Source organism: Streptomyces sp. NPDC048275, assembly GCF_040652275.1.
Taxonomy (GTDB): domain Bacteria; phylum Actinomycetota; class Actinomycetes; order Streptomycetales; family Streptomycetaceae; genus Streptomyces.
This window is the reverse complement of sequence record NZ_JBEZLR010000049.1, coordinates 21,452-38,332: the sequence shown is the minus strand read 5'-3', so window position 1 is coordinate 38,332 and position 16,881 is coordinate 21,452. Positions and strand designations below refer to the sequence as shown.

Genomic DNA, 16,881 nt, shown 5'->3' with positions numbered 1-16,881 from the left:
CCCGGATACAGCAAGCGCTGCGGGCGGTGACGGGTGGCAGTGACGGGGGCGGTCCCTGACTCGGGTTCAGGGGCCGCCCCTGTTGCGTGATGCGTGTCACTCAGTGAGTTGCGTGGCACGCATCGGTCAGGCTGCCCCTCCCGGGCGCGGCAGGGGCTTGCCGTACCAGAGTTCGATCAGGCGGGCGGCGATGGAGATGCCGTACGGAGGCAGCACCTCGCCGGACTCGAAGGCGGTTCGCAGGTCTTCGCGGGAGAACCAGCGGGCCTCCTGGATCTCCTCGCCGTCGACGTTGATCTCGGACGAGGTGGCACGGGCCATGAAGCCGAGCATGAGGCTGGACGGGAAGGGCCAGGGCTGGCTGGCGATGTACTCGACCTCGCCGACCGTGATGCCCGCCTCCTCGAAGACCTCGCGGCGCACCGACTGCTCGATGGACTCGCCGGGTTCGACGAAGCCGGCGAGCGTGGAGAAGCGTCCTTCGGGCCAGTGCACCTGGCGGCCGAGCAGGATGCGGTCATCGTCGTCCGTCACCGCCATGATCACGGCCGGGTCGGTGCGCGGGTAGTGCTCGGCTCCGCAGGCGGGGCAGCGGCGGATGTGGCCGGCTGCCGCGATCACGGTGCGCTCGCCGCAGCGCGAGCAGAAGCGGTGCAGCCGCTGCCAGTTCTCCAGGGCGACCGCGTGCACCATCAGGCCCGCGTCGCGGGGTGACAGGAGCAGGCCTGCCTCGCGCAGTCCCGCCGGACGCGCGGACTGGTCGATGCGGCCGGGAAGCGTGTCCTTCTGGAGTGCGAAATAGCTCACACCGTCGTCGTCCGTGCCCAGGAAGTAGCGGTGTGCCTCGGTGAGTGGGGCCTCGAAGGACGGGGTCATCACGAGTTCGGTGGTGCCGTCCGGCGTCTCGTCGATGAGCACCTGACCGCCGGAGACCACGAAGGCGCGGGTCGTGGGATGGCTCCAGGCCGCCGCGAGCCAGGCCTCGTCGAGCCGCTGGTGGGCGGCCCGGTCGATGCCGCTCGGGGCGGTGAGCGAGAGGGGACGGTCGGCGGTCGGGTCGGTCCAGGTGGTCACGGGTGCTTCCAACTCCCCCGGTGTAACGGTTTTTTCGGCGGGCGGTTCATCAGCAGGACGTACGGCAGGGCGGGTGCGGAGAGCATTCTCGAGGGTGTGGGTGGGGTTCTTCAGTGTGCCTCGCGCCAGTTCTCGGCCAGGTCGCCCCACAGGTAGGCGCTGGTTTCGACGCCTTTCAGGAGGAGGTCGAGTTCGACCTTCTCGTTGGGGGCGTGCCAGCCGTCGGAGGGAACGGAGATGCCCAGGAAGAGCACGGGGGCGCCGAGGACTTCCTGCAGGTCGGCCGCGGGTCCCGAGCCGCCCTCGCGGGTGAAGCGGATCGGCTGTTCGAAGGCGCGCCCCATGGCTCGTACGACGGACTGCAGGGCGGGGTGGTCCAGCGGTGTCAGGCACGGGCGGGTGGCCGCGCCGAACGTGATCTCGTGCCGGATGCCCGCGGGCAACTGGTCGGCGGCCCAGGCACGTACGGCCTTCTCGACGTGGTCCGGGTCCTGTCCGGCGACCAGCCGGAAGGAGAGTTTCACCCTGGCCGAGGACGGGATGATCGTCTTGCTGCCGGGGCCCTGGTAGCCGCCGCCGATGCCGTTGACCTCGGCGGTCGGGCGGGCCCAGATGCGCTCCAGGGTGGTGTGTCCGGCCTCTCCGTGGGCGGCCGTCGACTTGGCCGTGCGCAGCCAGCGCTCTTCGTCGAAGGGCAGTTCGGCGAAGAGCTCGCGCTCACGGTCGGTGAGTTCGGTGATGCCTTCGTAGAAGCCGGGAACGGCCACGCGTGCGTGCTCGTCGTGCAGGGCGGCGACGAGGCGGGCGGCGGCGGTGGCCGGGTTGGGTACGGCGCCGCCGAAGGAGCCGGAGTGGATGTCCTGGTCGGGGCCGTACAGCTCGATCTCGCACTCGGCGAGGCCGCGCATGCCGGTGCACACGGTGGGGGTGTCCTCGGACCACATGCCGGTGTCGGAGACGATCACCGCGTCGGCGGCGAGCCTGTCGGCATGTGCTTCGACGAGGGCGCGGAAGTGGGGGGAACCGGACTCCTCCTCGCCCTCGATCAGAAGCTTCAGGTGGACGGCCGGGGCGGTGCGTCCGGTGGCGGCGAGGTGGGCGCGGACGCCGAGTGTGTGAAAGAACACCTGGCCCTTGTCGTCGGCGGCACCGCGCGCGTGGAGGCGGTTTCCGCGGATCACGGGCTCGAAGGGCTCGGTGTCCCAGCCGTCCTCGCGTGCGGCGGGCTGTACGTCGTGGTGCCCGTAGACGAGGATCGTGGGGGCCTCGGGATCCTCGGCGGGCCACTCGGCGAAGACGGCGGGGGCGCCCTCGGTCGCCCAGACCTCGGTGGTCGGGAAGCCGGTCTCCTGGAGCTTGGCGGCGAGCCAGTCGGCGCTGCGTGCCACGTCCGCGGCGTGGTCGGGCTGGGCCGATACGGAGGGGATGCGCAGCCACTCCGTGAGGTCGTCGAGGAAGGCCGTGCGGTGGTCCTGGATGTACGCGCGGACGGTGCTGACGGCGTTGTCAACGGGCTTGCTCATGCTTATGAGCCTATCCGCCCACGGAGGCGGGTTCGTCCGGCGGTTCCCCGGAAGCCGCTTCCTGTGGGTCTTCTGAGTCTTCTGGGCTTTCTGGGTGTTCTGGGTGTGCCCTGTGTTCCGGATCTTCCATGAGCAGCCGCTCCAGTGCGGCACGGCCCGGGAGGTGGTCCGGGCGGACGACCTCGCCACTACGGACGTACAGGAACGTGGCCTTGACGGACTCCAGGGGCACGCCGCGCTGCTCGGCCCAGGCGAGGCGGTAGAGCGCGAGCTGGAGGGGGTCGGCGGTACGGGTACGGCCGGTCTTCCAGTCGACGATCTCGTACGTCGGTCCGGTGCCGTCGTCCTCCCGGTAGACGGCGTCGATACGGCCCCGTACGACGCGACCCGCGATGGCGAGTTGGAAGGGGGCCTCGACGCGGTGGGGCGTGCGGTGTGCGTACGGAGTGCGCTCGAAGGCGTCCTTGAGTGCCTCCAGATCGCGCTCGTCGGCGATTTCGGCGTCGTCGCCGGGCAGCTCGTCCGGCCCCAGCATCGGCAGCCGTAGCTCTTCGAAGCGGGACTCCACCCAGGCGTGGAAGCGGGTGCCGCGGCGCGCGGCGGGTTGCGGGGGGCGTGGCATGGGGCGCGCGAGCTCCTGGGCGAAGCCGTCCGGATCGGCGGCCAGGTGCAGCAGCTGCGACACGGTGAGCGAGGGGGGCAGGGGTACGTCGGTGACGCTCGCGCGGGCGCGCAGGAGCTCCCCGGTCAGCGCGTCGAGGTCACGGTCCCAGGAGGCGAGGGTGCGGGCTTCCTCCGGGGTGAGGGGGGCGCTGTCCGTGTCGCTCGCATCGGGGTGCGGCCGGGCCTGCGGGGCAGATGCCTGGTGGGGAATGGTGGGGCGATCGGCCGTCCAGTCCTCCCAGTCGGAGGCGTCGTCCTCGGTGAGCGGGGCGAGGTCGGATTCACCGTAGGCCGGTTCTCCGTAGGCCGGCTCGTCGTCCTCCGGCGGGGGCGGCCACTCCGGATCTTCGTACGAGGACGGGTCGTGGGCGACGGGCGCGCGACGCTCCTCGGCCCTGGGGTGGCTTCCCCCGGCCGCCCAGGGGCGGCTTCCCCCGGCGCCGGGGTGGGCCTCCTCGTGGGACGCGAGTCGTTCCAGGTGGGCGAGTACGGTCTCGGCCGCGGCGCGGCGGCGGGCGAGCGCCGCGTCGTCGAGCGGGAGCGGCCACGCGTGGTCGGCGGCCGCCTCCTGCAGGGCGGGGTTCTCCTCGTCCTCGGCCGGCTCGTCGGCCCAGACCTCGATCTCTCCGTGTCCGGCCGCGCAGTGCTCGTACAGGGCGTGCAGGAAGTCGGAGGGGCCTCGCGGCCGCTTCTGGGACCGTCCCCACCAGTGGCCGGAGCCGAGCAGGAGCGAGCGAGGGCGGGTGAAGGCGACATAGCCGAGCCGGAGTTCCTCGGTGTGCTGGTGGTCCTTCATGGCCTCGTGGAAGGCCTTGATGCCCTTGGCGTCCCAGGTGTCGATGTCGGGGAGTGTGTCGGCGTCGCCGCGCAGCTCGTGCGGCAGGACCTTGCCCTGGGCCGTCCATTTCTCGCGGCCCTGGGCGCTGGGGAAGGTACCGGTGACGAGTCCGGGGACCGCGACGACGTCCCACTCCAGGCCCTTGGACTTGTGCGCGGTGAGCACTTTGACGGTGTTCTCGCCGCCGGGCAGGGCGTTGTCGAGGCCCTTCTCGTACTGCGCGGCGGTGCGCAGGAAGCCGAGGAAGGCCAGCAGGGTCGCCTCGCCGTCGCCCGCGGCGAAGGACGCGGCGACGTCGAGGAAGTTCGACAGGGTCTCGCGGCGACGGGCGGCGAGCGCGTGCGGGGAGGCGGAGAGCTCGACCTCCAGTCCGGTGACGGCGAGCACCCGGTGCAGGACGTCCATCAGCGGGTCGGCGAGCGAGCGGCGCAGGTCACGCAGTTCGGCGGCGAGCCGTGCGAAGCGCACCCGCGCGTCCGGCGAGAAGGGCAGTCCGTCGTCGTCCCCTTCGGCCTCGATGGGCATGTCCAGGAATGTGTCGAGGGCGTCGGCGAGCGATATCACCTCGGACGGGTCGACTCCCTCGACGGCCGCGGCGAGCCGGCGGTCCGGGTCGTCGTCGGCTCCCACGCGCGCGTGGGACACGAGAAGACGGGCTCGCCGCCCCAGGAGGGCCAGGTCGCGAGGGCCGATGCGCCAGCGCGGCCCGGTGAGCAGGCGAACGAGGGAGGCATTGGCGCCCGGGTCCTGAAGGACCTCGCAGACGGCGACGAGGTCGGCGACCTCAGGGAGGTGCAGCAGTCCGGAGAGGCCCACCACCTCGACGGGGATGTCGCGGGCGACGAGCGCGCCCTGGATCTCGGCGAAGTCGGTCGCCGTACGGCACAGTACGGCGATCTCGCCGGGCGCCTTTCCGGTGCGTACGAGATGGGCGATGGAGTCGGCGAGCCAGTCGATCTCCTCGGCGTGGGTGCGCAGCAGCGCGCAGTGAACCACGCCGTCGTGTTCGGCTCCGGGGGCCGGGCGGAGGGCCTCCACGCCCGCGTGCATCGCACGCAGGGGCTCCGCCAGGCCGTTGGCGAGGTCGAGGAGGCGGCCGCCGCTGCGGCGGTTCTCGCTGAGCGCCTGGCGGGTCGCGAGGCGGCCGTCGGGGTGCGCGAAGTGTTCGGGGAAGTCGTCGAGGTTGGCGACGGAGGCGCCACGCCAGCCGTAGATCGCCTGACAGGGGTCGCCGACCGCGGTCACGGGGTGGCCGGTGCCGCCGCCGAAGAGACCGGCGAGCAGGATGCGCTGTGCCACCGACGTGTCCTGGTACTCGTCCAGCATGACCACGCGGAACTCGTCGCGCAGGATCTCTCCGACCTCGGGGCGGGTGCGGGCCAGGGTGGCCGAGAGGGCGATCTGGTCACCGAAGTCGAGAAGGTCGCGCTCGCGTTTGGCCGCGCGGTAGCGACCCACCAGTTCGGTGAGTTCACGCCGGGCGGCGGCTGCCTCGGGAACCTTGCGAAGGTCGGCGTTGGTGAGCTTGGCGCCCTCCAGGGTCCGGAGCAGCTCGGCGTCGTAGGCGCGCAGGTCCTCCGGCCGTACGAGGTGTTCGGCGAGCTCGGAGTCGAGCGTGAGGAGGTCGCCGACCAGGTCGGGGAAGGAGCGGCTCAGCGCCGGGTAGGGGCCCGGCGCCTCGCGCAGCACGCGTGCGGCGAGCTGGTAGCGGGTGGCGTCGGCGAGCAGGCGGGACGTCGGTTCGAGTCCGATGCGCAGTCCGTGGTCGGTCAGCAGACGGCCCGCGAAGGCGTGGTACGTGGAGATGACGGGCTCGCCCGGCGGATGGTCCGGGTCGATCACGTCCGGGTCGGTGACACCGGCCTTGATCAGCGCCTTGCGGACGCGCTCGGCCAGTTCGCCCGCTGCCTTGTTGGTGAACGTCAGACCGAGGACCTGTTCGGGGGCGACCTGTCCGGTGCCGACGAGCCACACCACGCGTGCCGCCATCACCGTGGTCTTGCCCGAACCGGCTCCGGCCACGATCACCTGCGGGGCGGGCGGCGCGGTGATGCAAGCCGTCTGCTCCGGGGTGAAAGGGATGCCGAGGAGCTCCTTGAGCTGCTCGGGATCGGTGATACGGGCGGGCACGTCAGAGAGGCTAGCGGCGCCCACCGACAGCGGGGGCCACATCGACCGTCGGGGCGAGAGAACCGCTGGTCAGCACGTGTGGTGCCGTACGTCACTCGGTGACGCCACCGACGCCACCGACGCCGATCAAGGACGTGCCCCCTCGGCGAGCACGGGCCGTCACTCGACCACGTGGCGTCCCTCGGGCCGCGCGCTGCACGACGCCCGGAACGCGCAGTGCGTGCAGTGCTGCCCGGTGGTCGGCGAGAACCGTTCGTCGAGGACCTTTCCCGCGGCGGTGGCCAGAAGGTCGCCGACCCACTCCCCCTGCAGGGGCTCCTGGGTCTGCACCTTGGGGAGGGTCTCGCCGCCGTTCTTCTTGGCGGCGCCCTGGCGCAGCTGGACGAGTTCGGCGCCGCCCGGTTCGGGGCGTTCGCCGTCGAAGGCGTCGTCGACGGCGCCCTCGCGGACAGCGAGCTGGTAGACGGCGAGCTGCGGGTGGTGCGCCACCTCGGCGGCGCTGGGCGCCTGTTTGCCGGTCTTGAAGTCGACCACGTAGGCGCGGCCCTCGGTGTCCGCCTCGACGCGGTCCATGGAGCCGCGGATGCGCACTTCGTAGGAGCCCGCTTCGAGGGTCACGTCAAAGTCGTGCTCGCTGGCCACCGGCGTACGGCCCGCGCGGGTTCCATTCGAATCGACGTGCCACTTCAGGAAGCGTTCGAGAGCCACGCGCGCGTGCTCCTTCTCCTGGGCCGACTTCCACGGCGCGTCGAAGGCGAGCGCGTTCCACACGGAGTCCAGTCGCTCCATGAGAACGGCGAGGTCGGCGGGGGTGCGTCCGGAGGCGACCTCGTCGGCGAGGACGTGCACCACGTTGCCGAAGCCCTGGGCGGCGGTCGCGGGCGCGTCGGCCTTCACCTCGCGGCCCAGGAACCACTGCAGGGCGCAGGTGTTCGCGAGCTGATCGAGAGCGCTCCCGGAGAGCACGACGGGCTGGTCACGGTCACGCAGCGGGACCTTGCTCGCGGTCGGCTCGTACATGCCCCACCAGCGGTAGGGGTGCGCGGACGGCACAAGGGGGCGGCCGTCCTCGTCGCCGAGCGCGGCGAGCCTGGCCAGGCGTCGGGCCGCGGCCTGCCGGAGGGGGTCCGAGACACGCGGATCGACCGTCGTGGCGCGCAGCTCGGCGACGAGGGCGGCGACGGACAGTGGGCGGCGGGGACGGCCGGTGACGTCCTTGGGTTCCGCTCCGAGTTCGGTGAGGAAGCGGGAAGGCTGGTCGCCGTCGTCGGCGGGCGCCTTCACCGCAGTGACGACGAGGCGTTCACGCGCGCGCGTGGCGGCCACGTAGAACAAGCGTCGCTCCTCGGAGAGGAGCGCTCCGGGGGTGAGGGGTTCGGCGAGGCCGTCGCGCCCGATGCGGTCGGCCTCCAGCAGGGAGCCGCGGCGGCGCAGGTCCGGCCACAGGCCCTCCTGGACGCCCGCGACGACGACGAGACGCCACTCCAGTCCCTTGGAGCGGTGCGCGGTCATGAGGTGTACGGCGTCGGGGCGCAGGGCCCTGCGGGTGAGCGTGTCGGCGGCGATGTCCTGGGCCTCGATCTCCTCCAGGAAGTTGAGGGCGCCGCGGCCGCCGGTGCGCTCCTCGGCCCGGGCCGCGGTCGCGAACAGCGCGCACACGGCGTCGAGGTCACGGTCGGCGTTGCGCCCGGCGGCGCCGCCGCGCCGGGCGGCCCGCTCCAGGCGCTGCGGCCACGGTGTGCCCTCCCACAGGTCCCACAGCGCCTCCTCGGCCGTCCCGCCGCCCGCGAGGCGCTCCCGTGCCTTGCGCAGCAGCCCGCCCAGGCGCTGGGCTCCTCGCGCGTACGCGGGGTCGTGCGCGACGAGCCGCTCCGGCTCGGCCAGCGCGCGGGCGAGCAGCTCGTCGGACGGCGCCGGTAGGTGGTTGCCCGCGGCGCGCTCCTCCTCGCGCAGCGCGCGCCCCAGGCGCCGCAGGTCGGCGGCGTCCATGCTCGCCAGGGGCGAGGCGAGCAGGGTGAGCGCGGTTTCGGTGTCGAGCCAGGGCGCCTGTCGCGCGTCGGCGTCTTCAGGGGCGTCAACGGATACGTCGTCAACAGGTACGCCGTCGGCGGCGCCGGAGTCCGAGTCGGCACCCGACTCCGCCCGCGCTACCGCCTTCAGTGCCGTCAGCAACGGCGTCACCGCCGGTTCGTGCCGCAGCGGCAGATCGTCGCCGTCGATGTCGAGCGGCACGCCGGCCGCGGTCAGCGCGCGCCGGATCGTCGGGATCGTGCGGGAGCCGGCCCGCACCAGGACGGCCATCTCGCCCCAGGGGACGCCGTCCTCCAGGTGGGCGCGGCGCAGGATGTCCGCGATGTTGTCCAGCTCCGTGCCCGCGGTCGGGTACGTGTAGACCTCGACGCGTCCGCCGTCCCGTACCGGCGACAGCTCGCGGTGGGCTCGTACCTTCTCGGCCGGCAGGCGGGTCAGCGGCATGCGCTGGGTGAGCAGGCGGGTGGCGGTCAGCAGGGCGGCGTCCGAGCGGCGGGACGTCCGCAGCACCTCGACCGGTGCCGGGCGTCCGTCCGCGCGTGGGAAGGCGTCGGGGAAGTCCAGGATGCCGTTCACATCGGCGCCCCTGAAGGTGTAGATCGACTGGTCGGGGTCGCCGAAGGCGACAAGGGTGCGGCCGGCGCCGGCGAGGGCTCGCAGCAGACGTACCTGGGCGGGGTCGGTGTCCTGGTACTCGTCCACGTAGACGGCGTCGTACTGCGCGGCGAGGCGCTCGGCGGCGTCGGGGCGCCCGGCGAGCAGCACCGCGCGGTGGACGAGTTCCGCGTAGTCGAGGACTCCTTGCAGGTCGAGAACGTCGAGGTACTCGGCGAGGAAGGCGGCGGCCGCGCCCCAGTCGGGACGGCCGCTGCGCCGGGCGAAGGCGGCCAGGGCGTCGGGGCCGAGGCCCAGTTCGCGGCTGCGCGCCAGTACCGCGCGGACCTCGTCGGCGAAGCCGCGCGTGGTCAGGCAGGCGCGCAGCTCGTCCGGCCAGCGCACATGGGCGAGGCCGAGCCGCTCCAGGTCGGGCTGGCCCGCGAGCAGCTCGCGCACCGCCACGTCCTGTTCGGGTCCGGACAGCAGCCGCAGTGGCTCCACGAACAGCTCGCTGTCCTGGTGGGCGCGGACCAGGGCGTAACAGAACGAATGGAAGGTGGTCGCCCGGGGCGTGCGGGCGGCTCCTATGCGCAGCGCCATGCGGTCGCGCAGCTCGACGGCCGCCTTGCGGCTGAACGTCAGCACCAGGATCCGCTCGGGGTCGCCGCCTCGCGCGATCCGGGCCGCCACGGACTCGACGAGCGTGGTCGTCTTGCCGGTGCCGGGACCGGCGAGAACGAGCAGCGGACCCTTGCCATGGTCAACCACCGCGCGCTGTTCTGCGTCCAGACGAGGGGGATCCATCCGGTCCGGGGCGGTACGCACCAGTCGGTACGCGCCACGGGCCCCCTGCCGCACCTGGGGGTGCGACAGGCGCCTGGTGGAAGAAGAGGAGTTCACGTGGTTCGCCGGTCCTGGAGGTCGTGCTGGTGGGCGGAGCGCCGCGGGTGGCGGGCGGTGGCCGCGGGGTGAGGGGCATGCGCGTCGTCGACGGTACGCCGGTGAGCACTGCGGAAGGAGGGCTTCCCCTTCTTCCCGCACACCACGTGCGTCCCCTGGTCCTCGAACGTACGGCATGTCACGCACGTGCCGTCTTTCCCCCTTACGGGCCACAGGTTTCCCCTCCGCCCGTCCGGTGCCGGAAGCTGTCAGGTGTGACCTTCCGCGCGTTCGTCGCCGTCCCATCGCGCCCGTCTCATGTCGATGCGCGGCAGATGTCCCTCGGAGGTTCTGCTCGCCTCCTTCAGGGGTGTGCTCTCGTCGCGGTAGTGGTCCAGCGCCTCGAGTTCGTGGCCCGGGAGCAGCACTCCGTCCGCGCGGACGACCCGCCACCACGGGACCGCTCCTCCGTAGAGGGCCATCACCCGGCCCACCTGGCGCGGCCCGCCCTCCTCCAGCCACTCGGCGACGTCCCCGTACGTCATCACGCGTCCCGGCGGGATCAGCTCGGCGACCTCAAGGGTCCGTTCCGCGTACTCCGGCAGGGCGTCCGCCGGAAGGCTCTCCTCGCTCATCCGCCCCATCCTGCCCCACGCCACCGACAGTGTGAGGCGTCGGCGACTGTGCGTATACCTCGCCCCGGAGGCACGCTTGGGGCAGACTGTGCGCCCCCGCATTTGCACCCTGATGCCCCCGTGTGTCGGTGGGGCATGCCACCATCGTGCGGGCGGTGAACTGGTGATACGAGACCAAGAAGAGACGATGAGGCAGCAGGGCGCGCACCCCGAAGACGCGGAGAGCACCTCCGCGGCCTCGTCGCGCCCGGACGCCGGCGACGCCGCCCCGAAGAACGCGGACCGGGCGGCGAACGAGCCCACCCCGAAGGGGCACGAGAAGCGCTCCCCCGAGGTGCACGAAAACGACAAGCAGCAGGTCAAGCCGGACGGCGACTGCGGCGACGAGATCCACAACGGCGAGCTCCACAACGACGAGGTCGAGGGCGACGAACCGCTCCTGCCCGCGCGCGTGCACCGTCCGTCCGATCTGATGCGGCTCCTGGTCGGCTTCCTCGCGATCGTCGTGCTGCTCGCCGTCGCCGCCTTCGCGCACGGCACCACCTCGGGACTCGAACAGGACATCACCAAGGGCACCGGCCAGGCACCCGATCTGCTGATCAAGATCGCGGGTCTGGCGTCGAGCATCGCGATCCTCCTGGTACCGGTCGCCTTCGCGATCGAACGGTTGATCAAGCGTGACGGGCTGCGCATCGCCGACGGCGTCCTCGCCGCGGTCCTCGCACACGGAGTGACACTCGCCACCGACCTGTGGGTCGCGAAGGCCGCCCCGGACTCCATCCAGGAGGCGCTCACCCAACCCTCGCCGGGTGACATCCACGCCCTCACCGACCCGGTACACGGCTATCTGGCACCGGTCATCGCGTACATGACGGCCGTCGGCATGTCCCGCAGACCGCGCTGGCGTGCGGTTTTGTGGGTGGTGCTGCTCCTCGACGCCTTCTCGATGCTGGTCACCGGCTATACGACGCCGTTCTCGATCATCCTGACAGTGCTGATCGGCTGGAGCGTCGCCTATGGAACGCTGTACGCGGTCGGCTCGCCGAACGTGCGGCCCACCGGGCGGACGCTGATGGCGGGCCTGCGGCACGTCGGCTTCCACCCCGTCAGCGCGGCCCGCGAGGAGACGACGGAGGCGGCGGACAACGGCGACCGCGGCCGACGCTACTTCGTCACCCTGGAGGACGGTCCGCCGCTGGACGTGACGGTGGTCGACCGCGAGCAGCAGGCGCAGGGGTTCTTTTACCGCGTGTGGCGCAATCTGACGCTGCGCGGCCTTGCCACCCGCCGCAGTCTCCAGTCGTTGCGCCAGGCCCTGGAGCAGGAGGCGCTCCTCGCGTACGCGGCCATCGCGGCCGGGGCCAACGCACCGAAGCTGATCGCGACCTCCGAACTGGGCCCGGACGCCGTGATGCTCGTCTACGAGCACAGCGGCGGGCGCACCCTGGATTCGCTGCCCGGCGAGCTCATCACCGATGACCTCCTGCGCGACACCTGGCATCAGGTGCAGGCGCTGCAGTCGCGGCGTATCGCGCATCGCAGGCTCGCCGGTGACGCGATTTTGGTGGATCGTTCCGGCACGGTGATCCTCACCGATCTGCGGGGCGGCGAGATCGCGGCCGGCGATCTGCTGCTGCGCATGGACATCGCCCAGTTGCTGACCACGCTCGGACTGCGCGTCGGCGCCGAGCGCGCGGTGGCCTCCGCGGTCGGTGTCCTCGGCCCGGACACGATCGCCGACTGCCTGCCGCTGCTGCAGCCGATCGCGCTGACGCGCTCCACGCGCGCGACGCTGCGAAAACTTGCCCGGGAGCGCGCGCAGCGCGAGCGTGAAGCGGTCCTGGAGGCCTCTCGGCAGGACAGACTGGTCCGCGCGGAGCAGGCCCAACAGGCGGAGGCCGTGGCGGAGAAGCCCGGCAAGAAGGCCGTTCGCGCGGAGCAGCGGGCCGAGAAGCGGGCGATCGACGAGGCACTGGACGAGGCGCGCGAGGAGGATCTGCTCACCCAGATCCGCCACCAGGTGTTGCTGATCCGCCCACAGGCACCGGTCGAACCGGCCCGCCTGGAGCGTGTCCGGCCGCGCACGCTGATCAGTTTCATCGCCGGTGCGATCGGCGCGTACTTCCTGCTGTCGCAGCTCACCCACATCGAGTTCGCGACCCTCTTCGACGATGCCGAGTGGGGCTGGGTCGCCGCGGCCGTGTTGTTCTCGGCGCTGAGCTACTTCGCGGCAGCGATGAGCTTGCTCGGCTTCGTGCCCGAGCGGGTGCCGTTCATGCGGGCCGTGGGGGCGCAGGTCGCCGGTTCGTTCGTGAAGATCGTGGCTCCCGCCGCGGTCGGCGGTGTCGCCCTCAACACGCGCTTCCTTCAGCGCGCCGGGGTGCGGCCGGGGCTCGCGGTGGCGAGTGTCGGCGCATCGCAGCTGTTCGGGCTGGGATGCCACATCCTGATGCTGTTGTCCTTCGGCTATCTGACGGGCACCGAGAAGACGCCGTCCCTGTCGCCGTCCCGCACGGTCATCGCGGGGCTGCTGACGGTCGCCGTGCTGGTTCTCGTGGTGACGTCGGTGCCGTTCCTGCGCAAATTCGTGTCCACGCGCGTGAGGTCGCTGTTCGCGGGCGTCGTACCGCGCATGCTCGACGTTCTCCAGCGGCCGCAGAAGCTGATCACCGGCATCGGCGGCATGCTGCTGCTGACCGCCTGCTTCGTGATGTGCCTGGACGCGTCGATCCGTGCGTTCGGCAACGAGGAGACCACCACGCTCAGCCTCGCGAGCGTCGCTGTCGTCTTCCTCGCCGGCAACGCGCTCGGCTCGGCGGCCCCGACCCCCGGCGGCGTCGGCGCGGTCGAGGCGACCCTCACGGTCGGTCTGATCGCCGTCGGGCTCCCCAAGGAGGTCGCCGCGCCGGCGGTGCTGCTGTACCGGCTGCTGACGCTGTGGCTGCCCGTACTCCCTGGCTGGCTGTTCTTCAACCACCTGACACGCAAGGGCGCGCTCTAGACCTCCGTGCGGGACATCCCGCACGAGCTGCGGGACCTCCGTCCGGGAAACCCGCACGAGCCGCGGGACCTCCGTCCGGGATACCCGCACGAGCCGCGGGACCTCCGTCCGGGACGTCCCGCACCAGCGCCCGCCGGAGCTCCGTCCGGGAAACCCGCACGGGCCCGTCGGACGTCCGTGCGGGACATCCCGCACGAGCCCCCGGCGCGCCCTCACCCGCACGGCTCGCGCCCCGAGCGCCCCGCCCCGCACGACCGCAGGATGGGGATCATGCCGAACCCGCCTCAGCTGCGCGCCGCTGCCCTGACCGTCACCGCCGTCCTGTTGTCCTCCGTGCTGACGGGCTGCAGCGACGACTCCCAGCCCGAGGACCTGACGGACCAGAAGCTGAGCTGGAAGGACTGCCCGGCACCGTCCGAGTCCGAGGGCGGCGGCGATGCCCCCTCACCCCTGCCGGGCGGTACGCCGTGGCAGTGCGCCACGTTGAAGGCCCCCCTCGACTGGGCCGAGCCCGAGGGCGACACGATCGGGATCGCGCTGATCCGCGCGAGATCGAGCGGCGACCAGAGCAAGCGCATCGGCTCCCTCGTCTTCAACTTCGGCGGACCCGGCGGATCGGGCGTCGCCACGCTGCCCGCCTTCAGCGAGGACTACACGAAGCTGCGTACCCGCTACGACCTGGTGAGCTTCGACCCGCGCGGGGTCGGCCGCAGCGCGGGCGTGGAGTGCCTGGACGACGCCCAACTCGACGCGTACTTCCAGGAGGACGCCACCCCCGACGACGCCGCCGAGCGGACGGCTCTCCTGGACAACACCAAGACGTTCAACGCGTCCTGCGAGAAGAACTCCGGCAGGACCATCCCGCATGTGCGCACCACCGACGCGGCCCGCGACATGGACCTGATGCGCCAGGTCCTCGGCGACGACAAGCTGCACTACTTCGGCATCTCGTACGGCACCGAACTGGGCGGTGTCTACGCCCACTTGTTCCCCAAGAAGGTGGGACGCGCCGTCTTCGACGCGGTCGTAGACCCGACGCAGACCCCGGAGCAGGGCTCGCTCGGACAGGCCAAGGGGTTCCAGCGCGCGCTCGACAACTTCGCCGACGACTGCACCTCGAAGACCGACCCCTGCCCGGTCGGCGACACGCCGCAGGACGTCAAGGACCGCATCGCCAAACTTCTGAAGGACCTCGACAGCAAGCCGATTCCCGGTGTCTTCCCCCGCGAGCTCACCCAGACCGCCGCGACCAACGGCATCGCGCAGGCGCTGTACTCCAAGGACTTCTGGGAGTACCTGACGGAAGGGCTGGAACAGGCGTACGACGGTGACGGCAACGGGCTGATGCGCCTGTCGGACTTGTTGAACGGGCGTAACGAGAACGGCCAGTACAGCAACATCGCCGCCGCGAACGCCTCCATCAACTGCGCGGACGACAAACCGCGTTACACCACCGCCGACGTGGAGACGAAGCTTCCGCAATTCCGGGCCGCCTCAACGCTGTTCGGCGACTATCTGGCCTGGAGCATGCTCAGCTGCACCGACTGGGCCGTACCGGGCGCCGCGAACCACCCGAACGTCAGCGCCGCCGGAGCGGCCCCGATCCTCGTGGTCGGCAACACCGGCGATCCGGCCACGCCGTACGAGGGCGCGAGGAAGATGGTGGACGCGCTGGGCAAGGGCGTCGGCGTCGAGCTGACGTACAAAGGCCAGGGACACGGCGCCTACGACAGCGGGAACAAGTGCGTGCGCAACGCGGTCGACGGCTATCTACTGGACGGGACCGTACCGCCGACCGGGACTGTCTGCTCCTAAAAAGTGCAGGTCAAAGGGTTATCCACAGGCCACGACGGCCTCCGCCGCGGACGCCTACTATGGCCTGCAGGTGATCCGCTGCTTCCGGCGGATCATGGGCGAGGGGGAAAGCTCATGACACGTTTCGCACGGTGGACGGCAGCAGCCGCCGCCGCGTTGCTGGTGGCCGGCTGCAGTGGCGGCTCCTCGGGGGACGGCAGGGACGACGGAAAGAACAGCGATACGCCGTCGGCCGCCGCCTCTTCTTCCGACGCGGCCTCGGGGCTGCCCGCCTCGCTCACCTCGCAGCGACTCGACTGGGGCCGCTGCAAGGGCACGTCGGGCTCCCCCGTCCCGGGCAGCGGCTGGCAGTGCGCCACGCTCAAGGTGCCGCTGGACTACGCCCAGCCGGATGGTGAGACGATCGGCCTCGCGCTGATCCGCTCCAAGGCGACCGGTGACCAGAGCAAGCGCATCGGTTCGCTCCTGTTCAACTTCGGCGGCCCCGGCAGCTCCGGCGTCTCCACCATGCCCGCGTACGAAAGCGTCGTCGGCCCCCTCCATGAGCGCTACGACCTGGTGAGCTGGGACCCGCGCGGCGTCGCCGCCAGCGAGGGCGTGCGCTGCCGCAGCGACAAGGCGATCCAGGCCGCCGAGGCGGTGGACGCCACACCGGACGACGCGGCCGAGGAGGCGGCGTACTTCAAGGACGCGGCAGCCTTCGGCGAGGGCTGTGAGAAGGCCGCCGGAAAGCTGATGTCGCACGTCGCGACGACCGACACGGCTCGCGACATGGACCTGATGCGCCAAGTCCTCGGCGACCGGAAGACGCACTACTTCGGCATCTCGTACGGCACCGAGCTCGGTGGCGTGTACGCCCACTTGTTCCCCAAGAACGTCGGACGTCTGGTGCTGGACGCCGTCGTCGACCCGAGCGCCGACACCGTGGGCCACGCCAAGAATCAGACCCTGGGCTTCCAGCGCGCCCTCGACGGCTACCTCGAGTCGACCGGGCAGGACCCGAAGCAGGGCTCCCAGAAGATCGTGGACCTGCTGAACCGGATCGACGCGAAGCCGCTGCCAGCAACCGGCGGACGCGAGCTCACCGAGACGCTCGCGCTCACCGGCATCGTCCTGCCGCTCTACAGCGAGCAGAGCTGGCCGAGCCTGACCAGCGCCCTCAAGGCGGCCGAGGACGGCGACGGTTCGGAGCTGCTGGATCTCGCCGACGGCTACAACGACCGTGACTTCTCGGGACACTACGGCACGACGACACACTCGCAACGGGTCATATCGTGCTTGGACGACAAGCAGCGGCCGACGCCCGAGGAGACGAAGAAGCTGCTGCCCGAGTTCGAGAAGATCTCGCCCGTATTCGGCGACTTCCTGGGCTGGGACACGGCAGGCTGGTGCCACAACTGGCCGGTGGCCGGTCAGTACGACACCCCGGAGGTCAGCGCGCCCGGAGCCGAACCTGTCCTGGTCGTCGGCAACACCGGAGACCCGGCGACGCCGTACGAGGGCGCCCGCAGGATGGCCGACGAACTGGGCAAGGACGTCGGAGTGGAGCTCACCTGGAAGGGCGAGGGCCATGGGGCGTACGGGAGTGGGAGCGACTGCGTCGACTCCACGGTGGACAGCTATCTGCTGGACGGGACGGTGCCCACGGACGGCAAGGTCTGTTCATGACGATGGCGGGGGTCTCGCGCAACCACG

Annotated in this window: 9 protein-coding genes; 3 read left to right on the top strand and 6 right to left on the bottom strand. The window is 71.4% G+C overall.

All coding sequences use genetic code 11. The annotated features are described in order from the left end of the window. Positions 1–126: 126 nt before the first annotated feature. From nudC to AB0D57_RS26425, 6 genes are all read right to left on the bottom strand, one after another. Positions 127–1,074: an NAD(+) diphosphatase gene (gene nudC, locus AB0D57_RS26450; RefSeq protein WP_362077820.1), complete on the bottom strand. Its 948-nt coding sequence runs from the start codon at positions 1,072–1,074 to the stop codon at positions 127–129. 110 nt (positions 1,075–1,184) lie between these two features. Further along, positions 1,185–2,597: a dipeptidase gene (locus tag AB0D57_RS26445; protein ID WP_362077817.1), complete on the bottom strand. Its 1,413-nt coding sequence runs from the start codon at positions 2,595–2,597 to the stop codon at positions 1,185–1,187. 10 nt (positions 2,598–2,607) lie between these two features. Beyond that, positions 2,608–6,228 carry an ATP-dependent DNA helicase gene (locus AB0D57_RS26440; protein WP_362077814.1) on the bottom strand — a complete coding sequence of 1,207 codons (3,621 nt, stop codon included), beginning with the start codon at positions 6,226–6,228 and terminating at the stop codon, positions 2,608–2,610. A gap of 159 nt (positions 6,229–6,387) precedes the next feature. Continuing rightward, positions 6,388–9,756: an ATP-dependent DNA helicase gene (locus tag AB0D57_RS26435; protein ID WP_362077811.1), complete on the bottom strand. Its 3,369-nt coding sequence runs from the start codon at positions 9,754–9,756 to the stop codon at positions 6,388–6,390. Continuing rightward, entirely contained in the window at positions 9,753–9,938 is a 186-nt protein-coding gene (locus tag AB0D57_RS26430; protein WP_362077808.1) for a hypothetical protein, read from the bottom strand. The genes AB0D57_RS26435 and AB0D57_RS26430 overlap by 4 nt, the downstream gene beginning before the upstream one ends. A gap of 66 nt (positions 9,939–10,004) precedes the next feature. Then, positions 10,005–10,370 (bottom strand): MGMT family protein, encoded by a 366-nt coding sequence (locus AB0D57_RS26425; protein ID WP_362077805.1) that lies wholly within the window; start codon positions 10,368–10,370, stop codon positions 10,005–10,007. A 187-nt stretch (positions 10,371–10,557) separates the two neighbouring features. Between AB0D57_RS26425 and AB0D57_RS26420 the strand changes: the two genes are divergently transcribed. From AB0D57_RS26420 to AB0D57_RS26410, 3 genes are all read left to right on the top strand, one after another. Further along, entirely contained in the window at positions 10,558–13,371 is a 2,814-nt protein-coding gene (locus tag AB0D57_RS26420; protein ID WP_362077802.1) for a lysylphosphatidylglycerol synthase domain-containing protein, read from the top strand. Between the two features lie 270 nt (positions 13,372–13,641). Then, the gene (locus AB0D57_RS26415) at positions 13,642–15,186 is read left to right on the top strand and encodes an alpha/beta hydrolase (RefSeq protein ID WP_362077799.1); all 1,545 of its coding nucleotides are present in this window, start codon (positions 13,642–13,644) and stop codon (positions 15,184–15,186) included. 114 nt (positions 15,187–15,300) lie between these two features. Further along, positions 15,301–16,854 (top strand): alpha/beta hydrolase, encoded by a 1,554-nt coding sequence (locus AB0D57_RS26410; protein WP_362077796.1) that lies wholly within the window; start codon positions 15,301–15,303, stop codon positions 16,852–16,854. The last annotated feature ends 27 nt before the right edge of the window (positions 16,855–16,881 follow it).

Bases quoted from the DNA above. Each gene is read 5' to 3' on its own strand.
- AB0D57_RS26445 (WP_362077817.1), bottom strand. From the start codon at position 2,597: ATGAGCAAGCCCGTTGACAACGCCGTCAGCACCGTCCGCGCGTACATC.
- AB0D57_RS26425 (WP_362077805.1), bottom strand. From the start codon at position 10,370: ATGAGCGAGGAGAGCCTTCCGGCGGACGCCCTGCCGGAGTACGCGGAA.
- AB0D57_RS26420 (WP_362077802.1), top strand. From the start codon at position 10,558: ATGAGGCAGCAGGGCGCGCACCCCGAAGACGCGGAGAGCACCTCCGCG.
- AB0D57_RS26415 (WP_362077799.1), top strand. From the start codon at position 13,642: ATGCCGAACCCGCCTCAGCTGCGCGCCGCTGCCCTGACCGTCACCGCC.
- AB0D57_RS26410 (WP_362077796.1), top strand. From the start codon at position 15,301: ATGACACGTTTCGCACGGTGGACGGCAGCAGCCGCCGCCGCGTTGCTG.